The organism is Acetobacter estunensis (assembly GCF_019083805.1).
Lineage (GTDB): Bacteria > Pseudomonadota > Alphaproteobacteria > Acetobacterales > Acetobacteraceae > Acetobacter > Acetobacter estunensis_A.
Window position 1 is genome coordinate 204,800 of the sequence record NZ_JAHRDV010000006.1, and the last position, 13,034, is coordinate 217,833.

A 13,034-nucleotide genomic window follows, 5' to 3' on the forward strand; every position below is an offset into this window, starting at 1 on the left:
GCCCCCGATTGTGAGGGCTGCTTGCTCCTTGAGGCGGGAGGCTTACTATCGGGCTTCCCTCTTTTGCCCGAACAACGACTGGAACGCGGTCATGTTGCCCTCCACCCTCTTTTCCCGTGCTGCGGCAATCGGTCATGGCACGGCGGCGGAGACGATCTGTAACGCTCTGCGTAGCGCTATTAGTGAGAACATGTTGCCAGCAGGGCAGGCCTTGCCGCAGGCCGAACTGGCCAATGGATTCGGTGTGAGCATCATTCCCGTGCGTGAAGCGCTCAAGCGTCTGGAGGCTGAAGGGTTTGTTATCAGTCCACCCAATCGCGGTGCGATGGTGCTGGGAATGAACGAGGCCGATATCGAGGAATACTCGCGCATCCGCGCGCTACTGGAAGAGCAGGCGGCGGCCGATGGCGTGCGCAACATGACACGCGTGCAACTGGCTCAGGTGGAAGACGCCTATGAGGCGTTTGTCGAGGGCGTGGCGGCCGCCGACGGACAGAGGCGTTCCGGCGCGCTGAACCGGGCGTTTCACAATGCGATCTATGTGGCGGCGGGGCGACCGCGTCTGTTCGAGATGATCGATGACCTGCACACCCGGCTCGACCGTTACATTCGCGGCCATCTGGTGATCGAAGGGCGCAAGGAGGTCACGGATCGGGAACACAAGGCCATTCTGGACGCCTGCCGTGCCCGCGATGCGGATCTGTGCGCCCGCCTGACACGCGAGCACATCCTTGAAGCGGCGGCAGTCTCCATAGAGGTGATGCGCCGCCCCAAGAAGAAAGCAGATCGCACCCGTTCGATCAGGGGGTAGCTGGCACGTCCTGAATGGAGAGCTTCGCTTCCGAACCAGCCGTTTTGGCGAAATCCAAGGCCGTATTGATACGGGCCAGATCATCCGGCTCGGGCTTAAGGCCGAGTGCTACGTTCCACTGGTCGATGGCTTCGGTGTGGCGGCCAAGATTCCAGTAAGCGACGCCAAGGTGATAGTTCACCTCCGGATCGAGCGGCGTTTCCTCGGCGGCATGTTCCAGAAGGTCGGTGCCGCGCTTGAGATCGCCCGAGCGGATGAAGGCCCAGCCGAGACTGTCGCGGATGGCGGCATCTTCGGGGTCCAGTTCAAGGGCGTGTTCGAGAAGTTGCGTGGCGTCTTTCAGGTGCTGGCCGCGCTGGACCCAGCCATAGCCAAGAAAATTGAGGACGATCGGCTCGTCGGGCACCATCTTGCGGGCTTCCTGAATGTCGGCTTCGGCCTTGGGCCAGTTGCCGGTGCGCTCATAGGCGGCAGCACGCTCGAACAGGAGGCTCCAGTCGAGGGCATGACTGGTACGGGCATTGGCGATGGCCTTGTCGAACGCCGTGATCGCGCCCCTGTAATCCTTGGTCTCGAACAGCAATGTGCCAAGCGCGCGAATGGGCAGCACGAGATCCGGCGCATCGTGTGCGAGGCCTTCCAAAATCGTCCGGGCGTCGTTGCGATCTCCTGCGCGATCTTCGAGCAGGGCGAGGCGGAAGCGGGCGACGCGGGCCAGGGGGTCGGTGGGGGACACGACCCGCAATGTGGCGATGGCGACATCGGGATGGTCCATCGAGTCTTCGATCTCGGACAGCATCAGCCGGGCCACGGCCAGCGATGGATCGAGTGTGAGCGCCATGCGCAGCATCATGGCGGAGGCGATGTTCATCTGCTGCATGCCGTTGGTGTCGGAAGCGTGTAGCGCCTGCTGACGCAGGATATAGGCCACAAGAATATAGGCATGCGCGACGCCATCCTTGGCGGATGCGACAGGCGCCGTGTCCAGCGTGGCCTGCATTTCCGGTTCCGCGAGGGAAAGAACGGGATCGCGGCGGATGGCGTTGCGCATCAGATCCCGGGCTTCGGTCTGGTGCCCGCTCTGCCAGAGCCAGTTGGCGCGCGCGCGGACTAGCAGCAGATCGCCACCCTGAAGCAATGTGTTCGCCCGCTCATAGAACTGTCCGGCCAGTTGGTTTTTGCCCGCCAGTGAGGCGATGAGACCGGCATGGCCGAGATAGAAGGGAGAGGCGGGGGAGCTTGTGCTGGGCGGAGACGTCAGCAGGCGCAGCGCGTCATCGTATTTTTTTTCGCCAGTGAGACACCACGCCTGAAGAAGCGGAGCCAGAATGCGGGTGAGGGCATCGGCAGGGACGGAGCGATAGGCTTCCGCCGCGTCCTGCCAGCGCTCATGAAGCACGGCGTCATTGCCCAACACGAAAGCCGTGATGATGGTTCGGCCACCGGGAAGGCGTGCGGTACGTCGTGCGAGTTCAACAGCTTCGGGACTGCCGGCGAGCGCGGCCTGCGAGAAAGCCTGGCGCAGCAGTTCGGTGTTGTTCGGATCTGTTTTCAGCGCGTCGGTGTAAGCGCGTGCAGCCGTGGCATAATCATCAGCGCGGGCGGCGAGGAGACCGGTCAGAAAAGCAGGTGCGTCCACCGGAAAGGGCACTTCGGGAAGGTTTGTCGTGGTGGCGGTCTTGCCCGTGGTGGTCGGGGCAGCGTGTCCGGCGGCGAGTGCGGTGCTGGACAGGAGGGAGGCCAGCAACAGGACAGGCAGGACCGGACGGCTTGGCATGATGATACGGTACCCTATGAATAAGCGGCTCGACGATGGCGCGTGACCCTGCGGGCGGAGCGTCGGGCAGGTGTAACCCGTGTGGCGTGATCGGCCAAACGCCGTCTGTGGATCGTTGGAGATGGCGGTGGGGCTGGGCGGAAGGTGGCCGGGAGTGAGCAGGCAGAGAGGCGGATGCGCGTGGATGTGACGGAAAGTGGCGCGATGGCGGCCCTGCTGCGACTCCAGATGGAGTGGGGCGTGGATGTCCTTGTGGACGAGCAGCCGCAGGACCGGTTCGCCCAGTCACGCGAGGAGCGAGAACGTTCGCTCCCTGTCGATGCGCAGCCGCAGGGCGAACAGGTGCCCGCGCGTCCCGCTGCACGTCCGCCGCAGGCGCCCCTTCCTGTAGCGCAGTCCGTGCCCGATCTTGGATTCCTGCGCGGGTTGGAGACGGTGGACGCGTTGGCGGCGGCCATTGACGGTTTTTCCGGGTGCAGTCTGCGCAGCACGGCGACGACGACTGTTCTGCCGCGTGGTCCGGTGGGCGCGCGGGTGATGGTGATCGGAGACACGCCCGATGAGGATGAGGACCGCAGTGGAATCCCGTTCTCAGGCGTAGGGGGGCAGTATCTCGACCGGATGCTGGCGTCGATCGGGCTGACGCGGAAGGAACTGGTCGTGGCGTCCGCGATTCCGTGGCGTCCACCAGGAGGCCGACCGCCTTCTCCCGCGGAGGTTGCGGTCTGTCTGCCTCTGCTTCTTGCGAGCATCTCCCTCTTCCGCCCGCAACGCCTGTTATTATGCGGAGGGCTCGCGGTGCGGATGATGTTCGGGAGTCAGGCCAATCCGCTCAGGTTGCGGGGGAAGTGGCGTGACACGCAGTGGGACACGACATGGGGGCCTCAGAGGCCCGCTCTGGCCATGCGGCACCCTCTCCAGTTGCGCGCGGGCGCGCGGGCTCGCCGGGAGATATGGCACGATTTGTTGTTGTTGTCTGTCACACTTGATGATGAAGCGGGGATAACAAGCGTAATGGCAGAATAATGGCAGCGAGAGCACTGGAATAGACTGTAATGTTACAGGCGGTTTCGGGGGATGAGATGAGTGTAAATTCAAGGCTCTGTACCGCGATTTCCCATGGCTTCGTTTCTGGTGATTTGCATAAAGCTTGCCTTTTGGAATGGGAACTTATAGACCGCCGTCCACCATGCGAGCCATCGGACAAATATCCAATTCCATTGCCGCCCGGTTTATGCTGGCTGGCGCTGCGCTTCTGACAGGCGCTTCCTTTACGGGGGCGCGACCGGCGAGCGCTGCGGCCCCGGCAGGCGAAGACGATGCGTCGCGTCCCTTCAGTGGGGAACAGCGTGGCTACAGCGAAGAGCAGGACACCGGTCGTGGCGGTGAAGAAGTGGCCATGGCCGTGGCGCGTCCTTCCGTCGATGGGACGGGAGAAGACAGCGGCGTGGCTTTGCCGCGTCCGCTCACTTCTGAAATGGCGACGCTCGTGCGGTCGATCTTCCGCCTTCAGAGACAAGGTGCTTTTGCCGAGGCCTTGACCAGCACGACCCGTCTGACGGACACGACGCTGCTGGCCGATGTGCTGGCCGAGCGTTATCTTAATCCTTCCTATCACCCCACGGGTGCCGAACTGCGTCGCTGGCTGCATGCCCATGCAGACATGGCTGACGCCCCGGCGATCTTCAGCCGTCTGTCCATTTTGACGGACAAGGCGTCCCTGCCACCCGCGCCCGCACTGGCGATGCTAGGAGGCGCGCGTGCTGGAATCGGAGGAAATTCCGCCCGTAGTTTTGTACGCAACGCGCTTCTGGACCGTACGGTGCAGGAACGGGCCGCCCTTGGTGTGAAGGGCGCGCAGAGCGCTCTGCATCTGATTGCTGTGACACCGGGCATGACGCCGTCTTACGCCGCGCAGCTTGGTGGGGAGATTGCACAGCTTCTTCTCAGTCAGGGTGAGGCGCAGGAGGCGCTTCACATTGGGCGGGATGCTTTTGCACGCGGCCACCGCGATGTGGCTCTGCCGGCTTACGTGGCTGGGCTTGCGGCGTGGACGCTCGACCGCAAAGCGGAGGCTGTGGCGCTGTTCGAGGATGTTTCGCGCGCCGCGCAGGCTACGCCGGAACTGATTTCGGCCGCCAGTTTCTGGGCTGCGCGCGGTCATCGGGAACTTGGGGAAGGCGGCGCGATCCGTCCCTGGCTGCAACGCGCTCTTGCCGCGCCCGGGAGTTTTTACGGCCTTCTGGCGCGTCGTCTGCTCGATCGTCATCCCCGTCATGTGGCGCGTCAGCCTGAGGTGGAAGAGGCGGTACTGGAAGTGGCGACGGAAGCGGCGCCATCCGAACCGGTGCTGACGGAAATCGATGTCGAAGCCGTGGGCGCTACCGATGTCGGACCGCGTGTGTTCGCTCTTCTTCAGGTGGGAGAACAGGAGCGCGCTGAGCGGGCTCTGCGGCGTTACTGGCCGCGTATCACCGGGGATGTCGCGCTGGCGCGCTCGTTCCAGCTTGTGGCTCAGGCGGCGGGACTGAACGATCTGGCGCTGGAGATGGCGGATTCCATTCATTCGATGGAGCAGGCTTCCGGGCGTCATGGCGAGAACCTGCCGCTTCCCGCCCTGCATCCGCGCCATGGCTTCACCATGGATCCGGCGCTCGTTTATGCGCTCACGCGGCTGGAATCGAACTTCGACGCAGGCGCTGTCTCGGGTGCCGGGGCTCATGGTCTGATGCAGCTTCGTCCGCTGACAGCGGATTTCGTGACCGGTCAGGCTCAGCGTTTCGTGGCGATGCCTCAGGCGTTGCACGATCCGGCGCTCAATCTTGAGATCGGTCAGCGCTATGTGCGGTATCTGGCGCATGCCACCACGGTAGCTACTGCCGCTCCCGCAGGCGGTGATCTGATCCGTTTGCTGGCCAGCTACAACGCTGGCCCCAATGCGATTGCGCATTGGGAAGCCAGCACGGGCGTGGCCGAGGACCCGCTGCTCTATATCGAGCGTCTGCCCAACACCGAAACCCGCGCCTATGTCACGCAGGCATTTTCCTATCTCTGGACCTACGCGGACCGACTGGACCTGCCTACGCCTTCGCTGGAGGCGCTGGCGGAAGGTGACTGGCCGGCTTTCGGTCCCGAACTTGAACTGGCCAGCTCCCGCAGGACGCCCCGCGTCATCCACTGACGCCGCCACCTGGTGTCGGCCGGGATTCACCGTTCTGTCATGTGACAAAGAGAGAGCTGCCAGCCCGTGCGTGCGATTCTCGTGCGTGTCTAGGCGCAGTATCCTCTTGTCATTGTGCCTCTTTCATTCACCCCTTTCATGCCCGCGCCCGCACCGGACAATGTGTCTGGGTTGGGCGTGCTGACACGTCTCAGGCGTAATGGCTTTGCGGCTTTTCCGTCACGCTGCTTTCAGGAGCAGGTGGTCAGTCTGCGCGCGCTGGGACGTTCGCTGATTCTGGCCAGTGGGCCGGACGCCGTGCAGGCCGTGCTGGCCACGGATGCGGCCAGCTTCCAGCGCCTACGCATGGGGCGGCGGGTGCTCGGTCCCATCGTGGGGGAGGGGATTCTCGTCAGCGAAGGCGAGACGTGGCGCCGGCAGCGCAAGGCAATGGCGCCCGCTTTCACGCCACGCGTGGTGCCGACGCTGGCGCGTCATATCGCCTCATGCGCAGATGCGAGCCTGCCCGCTGTGGAAGTGTGTCGCCCTGTCGATGTGTTCGCTCTGACACAAACACTCGCGCTCGATATCGCTGCCGTGACGATGTTTTCCATGACAAGTGCCTCTTTTGGCGCGGCCCTGCGGCAAATGGTCACGGGGTTTATGAACGGCATCGGCCAGCCACGCCCTTCCGATTTCCTGCTGTCGTCCGCCGTGCCGAGCGTGGCGGACTGGCGGCGTGCCCGCTTTCGCAAGCGGTGGGTGAAATTGATTGAGGCAATTGTCGCCGAGCGGCCCGTCATCGAGGATGGCGAAAGCCCGCGCGATCTGTTCGATCTGTTGACGCAGGCATTCGGAGAGAAAGACGGTGTCCCCGGACAGGCGGTTCTGGACGAGGTCGCCACCATGATCGTGGCGGGACACGAAACCACGGCGACGGCGCTGTTCTGGGCGGTGTGGCTGCTGGCCCATGCGCCGGACTGGCAGGACGCCGTGACACGAGAAGTGCGTGAGGTCGATCTGTCTCCCTCGGGGGCAGCGGAAGCACTGGAGCACCTGCCGGTTACGACAGCTGTGGTGAAAGAGGCGCTCAGGCTGTTCCCGCCCGCTTTCATGACGGGACGGGAAGCCACCACGGACACGGAACTGTGCGGACAGCGTGTGGCCAAGGGTGCGATGATCCTTCTGCCGCTGTGGATGTTGCACCGCAATCCGGCGTTGTGGACCGTGCCCGAACGGTTCGATCCGAGCCGCTTTCTCGGTGGCGTCGAACTCCCACGTTTCACATTTCTTCCCTTTGGGGCGGGGCCGCATGTGTGTATTGGCGCGCAACTCGCAATGACGGAAGCGGTGTTGGTGCTGGCGCGTATGGTGCAGCTCTTTGCCATTTCGGTGGTGGATGGGGAGGCCGTTCTGCCGGTGGGCGTGCTCTCCACGCGGCCCGAACGCAGCGTGCTGTTCCGTTTCCTACGGCGCGCGCAGGCCTGACCGCAGCCGGAACGATCCGGAACCTCTGGTGACGTGCTCTCGTTGGATGGGGTGTGCCCCGGGCGTCATGCTGGCGTGAGGGGACGTTCCCCCACTGACAGGGAGCCCAACCATGGCACTCGAAATCCCGCCCCAAAAACAGGATCATCAGCCCGGCGTCGAGAAGCTGATGAAGCCTCTTGCGGTTCATATTCGTTCCGAATATCGCGGCAGCGGCAAGCTGGAAGGACGCAAGGCGCTCATTACCGGCGGTGACAGCGGGATCGGACGGGCAGCGGCCCTGCATTTCGCGCGGGAGGGCGCGGATGTGGCGATCGTCTATCTGGACGAGACGGAAGACGCGGATGAGACGGTGCGCCTTATCGAAGCCGAGGGGCGCAAGGGCTTGGCGATTGCAGGCGATGTGTCGTCCAGCAACTTCTGCCGCAAGGCGGTCGAGCAGGTTGTGCAGGCGTTCGGTGGACTGGACATCGTCGTGAACAATGCGTCTGTCCAATATGTCAGCATGGATCTCACGGATATTTCCGATGAGATGTGGCAGCGCCATATGGACGTGAACATCAACGGATATTTCTACATTACCCGCGCGGCCCTACCTCATCTGAAGAAAGGCGCGTCCATCATTGCCACGTCATCCATCAATGCTTTTGCGGGCAACGATGCGCTGGTGGCCTATTCCACGACCAAGGCGGCCGAGATGGGACTCACACGCTCGTTGGCGCTTCAGCTTGTGGATAAGGGTATTCGGGTGAACGCCGTGGCTCCCGGGCCTGTCTGGACACCGCTTCAGCCGGCGAGCTGGGGATTGATCGATCCGCAGAAAGTGGCGGATCTGGGTAAGAGTGTCCCGATGGGACGTGCCGGCGAGCCGTGGGAACTTGGTCCCGCCTATGTGTATCTGGCGAGCGAGGATTCCACCTTCGTTACGGGCCAGACCCTGCATGTGAACGGTGGCATGATCGTCAACGGGTAGAGGCAATGTGGGAAGGCGGCGTTTCACCGTCTTCCCACAAATCCGATGCTTAGTCCGCCTGATAGATCAGCTTGCGGTTGATGAACTCTTCGATCCCGAATTCACCCAACTCGCGGCCATAGCCGGAGTTCTTGATGCCGCCGAAGGGAAGCTGCGCACCGGGGCCGCCGAGAGCATTAATGCCGATCATGCCGGTTTCGACCTTTTCCGCGATGGCGCGGCCACGCTTGACGTCGCGCGTATAGACGGAACCGCCCAAACCATAGAGCGAGTCATTGGCAAGGGCGATGGCCTCTTCATCGCTCTTCACCCGATGGATGATCGCAACCGGACCGAAGATTTCCTGATAATAGACCGGGTTGTCCTTGGTCACGTTGGTCAGGATGCCTGCGCGGAGGAAGAAACCCTCCCGGTTGAGACGCTCGATGCCTGTGACGACAGTGGCTCCGCCTTTTACAGCCTGATCCACCTGCTCGATCGTGCGGTTCATGGCGGCTTCGCTGCTCATGGGGCCGTGGGTGACGCCTTCCTCATCCGGCGCGCCATAGCGGAATTCGCTGATGGCGTTCTTCAGCCGGATGGTGAACTCGTCCGCAATGGCTTCATGCACGATCATGCGCTTGGCGGACGTGCACACCTGACCGTTGTTTTCATAGCGCCCGTACACGGCATTGGGGATGACGGCGTCGAGATCGGCGTCATCCAGCACGATGAAGGCGTCCGCGCCACCCAGTTCCATGGTGCTTTTCTTGAGCGCCTTGCCGGCCTGAGAGGCAACCGCACTGCCCGCCCGCTCACTGCCGGTCAGCGCCACGCCGCGCACTTCCATGCGACCGATGAGCGCCTCGGACTGTTCATTGGTCAGGAACAGGTTGGTGTAGGCTCCTTCCGGCGCGCCAGCATCCCGGAACAGCTTCTCGAATGCCACAGCGCATTGCGGCACGCCCGGTGCGTGCTTGATCATGACGGTGTTGCCACACATCAGGTTCGGCGCAGCCACGCGGGCGAGCTGATAATAGGGGTAGTTCCATGGCTCAACAGCGTAGATCACGCCGAGAGACTGGCTGACGACGGTCGCTTTGCCGCTGTCGACCGCGATGTCCTTCGGGGCAAGGATGCGTTCGGCGTTCTCGGCGTAATAGGTGAAGATGGAGACGGTGAAGTCGATTTCACCCAGCGCTTCCTCGAACACCTTGCCCATTTCGCGCCCGATCAGATGCGCGTGGGCTTCGCGGTCATTCTTGAGAAGTTCGGCGACCTTGAGGAGAAGCGCCTTGCGCTCGGCAAGGGGACGGTGCCGCCAGTCATCGCGCCACAGCGTATGGGCCGTCTCAAGTTTGGCCAGCATCTGGGCGTCGGTGTGCAGCTCAAAGGTTTTCTCGACCTTGCCGGTTGAGGGATTGATCGTCTGATACATGCTGTTCGGACCTTATCTGATCTGCGGAAAGGAGAGGGCTGCTCGCAGTGTCGAGGCGATGATTTTATCCATCGATGTGAGCGCTTTCCTGTTTCCTATCGAACACGCGGGCATCCCGCCAGTTCGTTACGGTTGCAGAGTGAAGCATGGCGGAGAGAGCCTGTGAATGCCTGTCCGTGCGAAATTTCCATGTCGTCACCACAGGCAAGGAGAAAGGGAGTGTCAACCTTATTAAGGCATGGGTGGGTCTCATTCGAGGGTTCCCACTGCGCGTGGCGCCGAACTTTCCCACGGGCCTGCCGTCATGACGCTTTCTCACAAACACGTTATCAGTCTGGCGCGACATGGTCGGCGGCGCGATGCTTTTTTTCGCAACAACCCGCATCTGTCGGATGTGAATGTCTTTTCGGCCGTGGATGGCTGGGCTCTCTCACGTCCTGAACTGGTGGCGCAGGGCGTAATTGCTCCTGAGAACACCTATGTGGAACCGGCGCTGGGTGTTCTGATGTCTCACGTCACACTCTGGCGGGAAGCGGTGGCGCGAAACGTCCCCTTCACCATCATGGAAGACGATGTGATCGTGCGCGAGGACTTCGATGTGCGGGCCTGCGCTCTGATGGCGGAATATGATGAGTGCGACGCCGTGTTCTGGGGAGCGAACACGGACTGGCCGCTGAGTGTGCGGCTGGGCGGGGGGCTGCCGGATGCCACCCTGTTGTTTGACGAAACCGCGGACGGAAAAAGTGCTCTGTCGGCGCAGTCTGAGTCGTCTCCTACGCTCATACGGGTGCTCGGACTGGCCGGCATATGCTGTTACACGGTTTCTCCGCAGGGAGCGCAGCGGCTGTTGGACCGCATTCTGCCGGTTGGAAATATCCCAGCCCGGGCCCGTTATTTCGAGGCGGGGATCGGCGTTCGGTCCCATCCGATCAACTGGCAGAATACGGGACTGGACGTGGAGATCAGCCGGCAGGCGGAGACCCTCGACATGTGGGTGTGTCTTCCATTTCTCGCTACGTCGCCCAATGACTGGGCCGATTCTTCCTTTGAGCGTAAAGGACATGTCGTGCAGGCATAGGGGATACATAACGGTGTGACCGCAACCTGGCACTGTCCGTGGCGTTTGGTGAAGACTGCAGCATGGCGTTCTGACGCTCATGCATGAACTGGCGGGTCTCCGAGGCAATGTTCTCGTGCGTGGTGCCGCCGGTCGTCGCCCTATTTTATTTTCCGGAGAACGTCATGTCACACGAAAAATCATCTCCCAGCACCGACAACGCACTGCACGATCACGCTCCGGGCGCCGGAAAGACCAAAGTGGTGGAGGCCGTTGGTGCGGGCGGTGAGCCACAACAACATATCGCACATGACGCAGATCATTCGGATGGCGTTGCGCATCTGACGGACAATTTCGGTCATCGCATTTCAGACAACGAAAACTCTCTCAAGGCCGGCGCGCGTGGACCGACGCTTCTGGAAGATTTCATTCTCCGCGAGAAGATCTTTCACTTCGATCATGAGCGCATTCCCGAGCGTATCGTCCATGCCCGTGGGTCAGGGGCTCATGGCGTGTTCGAGTGTACCAAGGCGATACCGGAACTGACCAAGGCTTCCATTTTTCAGCATGTCGGTGCGACCTGTCCGGTGTTTGCCCGGCTTTCCACCGTGGCGGGTGGCGCGGGATCGATTGATACGCCGCGTGACGTGCGCGGCTTTGCCGTCAAGTTCTATACGGACAGTGGCAACTGGGATCTGGTGGGCAACGACATTCCGGTGTTCTTCATTCAGGACGCCATCAAGTTCCCGGACTTTGTTCACAGTGTGAAGATGGAAGCCGATCGCGGGTTTCCGCAGGCAGCCTCGGCGCATGATACGTTCTGGGATTTCGTGAGCCTCGTGCCCGAGAGTATGCATATGGTTCTGTGGGCCATGTCGGATCGCGGGATTCCACGGTCCCTGCGCATGATGGAGGGGTTTGGTGTCCACACTTTCCGCTTCGTCAATGAAAAGGGAGAGGGGCACTTCATCAAGTTCCACTGGAAGCCGGTTCTGGGCATAGAGTCCACGACATGGGATGAGGCGGTGAAAATTGCCGGTGCCAATCCGGATTTCCATCGCTGCGATCTGTTCGAGGCCATTCGTGAGGGCAATTTCCCTCAGTGGGATCTGGGCGTGCAGGTGTTCGATGAAGAATGGGCCGAAAAACAGCCCTATGACGTTCTAGATGCGACGAAGTTGATCCCCGAAGAGGAAATCCCTGTCCAGATCATCGGTCGCATGACGCTGAATCGCAACGTGGACAATTTCTTTGCCGAGACCGAACAGGTGGCGTTCATGCCCACCAATGTCATTCCCGGCATCGACTTTACAAACGATCCGCTGTTGCAGGGGCGACTCTTCTCCTATCTCGACACGCAGAAGTCGCGGCTGGGGACCACCAATTTTCACCAGATTCCCATCAACGCGCCCAAATGCCCGTTCCACAATTTCCAGCGTGACGGGATGATGCAGACATTGGTGCCGGTGGGACGGGCAAATTACGAGCCGAACAGTCTGGCAGAAGCGGGTGAAGAAGGCGGCCCACGTGCCTGTCCCGAGACAGGGTATGTGACCTTCCCCGAGAATGGGGAGCGCAACGATCCGACGCAGAAACTGCGCATCCGGCCCGAGAGTTTTGCGGATCACTATAGTCAGGCGCGGATGTTCTACCGCTCCCAGACCGAGAGCGAACAGGCACATATTGCTTCGGCCATGGTGTTCGAACTGTCCAAGGTGCAGCTTGAGCATGTGCGCAAACGCTTCCTCGCCAACCTGCGCAATGTGGATGAAAGCCTTGCCAAGCGCGTGGCCGACGGTCTGGCCATGGATCTGCCGGCAAAAGCGAAGGCTGCGCGGGAGCCGCAGGATTGGGGCACGTCCGATGCCCTTTCCATCCAGAAGCAGGCAAAGAACACCATGCAGGGTCGCTCCATCGCCATCCTGTTTGCCGAAGGGTCCGATCTTCAGGAGATCAATCGTTTCAAGCGGCTGATCGAGAGTGAGGGCGGCATGCCGGTTCTGGTGGCGCCCAAGGTTGGGGGTATTGCGGTCAACGGCGGCACGCTCAAGGCTGACGGACTGCTTGCCGGATCACCCTCGGTCCTGTTTGACGCGGTGATTTCCATTCTGATGCCCGATCAGGCAGCCAAACTGACTCATGATTCTGCGGCAGTGCAGTGGTTCATGGATGCTTATTCCCACTGCAAGACCATTGCGCACTGCAAAGGCACGCAGGTGATTCTGGATCGGGCTGGGGTTAAGAAGGATGACGGTGTGGTGCCGCTCGATCAGTTCGAGAAGGTCGGCGTGAAGCGGCATTGGGCACGTGAGCCAAAGGTACGCGATCTTGCGTGAGACGTGACCGAAAAG

General features: G+C 61.6%; 9 protein-coding genes. 7 read left to right on the forward strand and 2 right to left on the reverse strand.

Annotated elements, in window-relative coordinates; all coding sequences use genetic code 11:
- Nucleotides 1-91: 91 nt before the first annotated feature.
- Nucleotides 92-811, forward strand: a complete 720-nt coding sequence (locus KUA11_RS10050) for a GntR family transcriptional regulator (RefSeq protein ID WP_217410150.1) — start codon at nucleotides 92-94, stop codon at nucleotides 809-811.
- Here the strand turns inward: KUA11_RS10050 and KUA11_RS10055 are convergent.
- Nucleotides 801-2,588 carry a tetratricopeptide repeat protein gene (locus KUA11_RS10055; RefSeq protein ID WP_217410151.1) on the reverse strand — a complete coding sequence of 596 codons (1,788 nt, stop codon included), beginning with the start codon at nucleotides 2,586-2,588 and terminating at the stop codon, nucleotides 801-803. The genes KUA11_RS10050 and KUA11_RS10055 overlap by 11 nt on opposite strands.
- Before the next feature lie 174 nt (nucleotides 2,589-2,762).
- On the opposite strand from KUA11_RS10055, the gene KUA11_RS10060 reads away from it, so the two are divergent.
- From KUA11_RS10060 to KUA11_RS10075, 4 genes are all read left to right on the forward strand, one after another.
- Complete coding sequence (locus KUA11_RS10060; RefSeq protein WP_217410152.1) at nucleotides 2,763-3,614, forward strand: uracil-DNA glycosylase; 852 nt, start codon at nucleotides 2,763-2,765, stop codon at nucleotides 3,612-3,614.
- A 163-nt stretch (nucleotides 3,615-3,777) separates the two neighbouring features.
- Nucleotides 3,778-5,769, forward strand: a complete 1,992-nt coding sequence (locus KUA11_RS10065; protein WP_217410153.1) for a transglycosylase SLT domain-containing protein — start codon at nucleotides 3,778-3,780, stop codon at nucleotides 5,767-5,769.
- Between the two features lie 138 nt (nucleotides 5,770-5,907).
- Nucleotides 5,908-7,236, forward strand: a complete 1,329-nt coding sequence (locus KUA11_RS10070) for a cytochrome P450 (protein ID WP_217410154.1) — start codon at nucleotides 5,908-5,910, stop codon at nucleotides 7,234-7,236.
- Nucleotides 7,237-7,348: 112 nt separating this feature from the next.
- Nucleotides 7,349-8,209, forward strand: a complete 861-nt coding sequence (locus tag KUA11_RS10075) for a glucose 1-dehydrogenase (RefSeq protein WP_217410155.1) — start codon at nucleotides 7,349-7,351, stop codon at nucleotides 8,207-8,209.
- A gap of 49 nt (nucleotides 8,210-8,258) precedes the next feature.
- Here the strand turns inward: KUA11_RS10075 and KUA11_RS10080 are convergent, their stop codons facing one another.
- Entirely contained in the window at nucleotides 8,259-9,626 is a 1,368-nt protein-coding gene (locus KUA11_RS10080; RefSeq protein WP_217410156.1) for an NAD-dependent succinate-semialdehyde dehydrogenase, read from the reverse strand.
- A 304-nt stretch (nucleotides 9,627-9,930) separates the two neighbouring features.
- Between KUA11_RS10080 and KUA11_RS10085 the strand changes: the two genes are divergently transcribed.
- Together KUA11_RS10085 and KUA11_RS10090 are read left to right on the forward strand one after the other, a co-directional pair.
- Nucleotides 9,931-10,704 carry a glycosyltransferase family 25 protein gene (locus KUA11_RS10085; protein WP_217410157.1) on the forward strand — a complete coding sequence of 258 codons (774 nt, stop codon included), beginning with the start codon at nucleotides 9,931-9,933 and terminating at the stop codon, nucleotides 10,702-10,704.
- Nucleotides 10,705-10,868: 164 nt separating this feature from the next.
- Nucleotides 10,869-13,019: a catalase gene (locus KUA11_RS10090; protein WP_217410158.1), complete on the forward strand. Its 2,151-nt coding sequence runs from the start codon at nucleotides 10,869-10,871 to the stop codon at nucleotides 13,017-13,019.
- The last annotated feature ends 15 nt before the right edge of the window (nucleotides 13,020-13,034 follow it).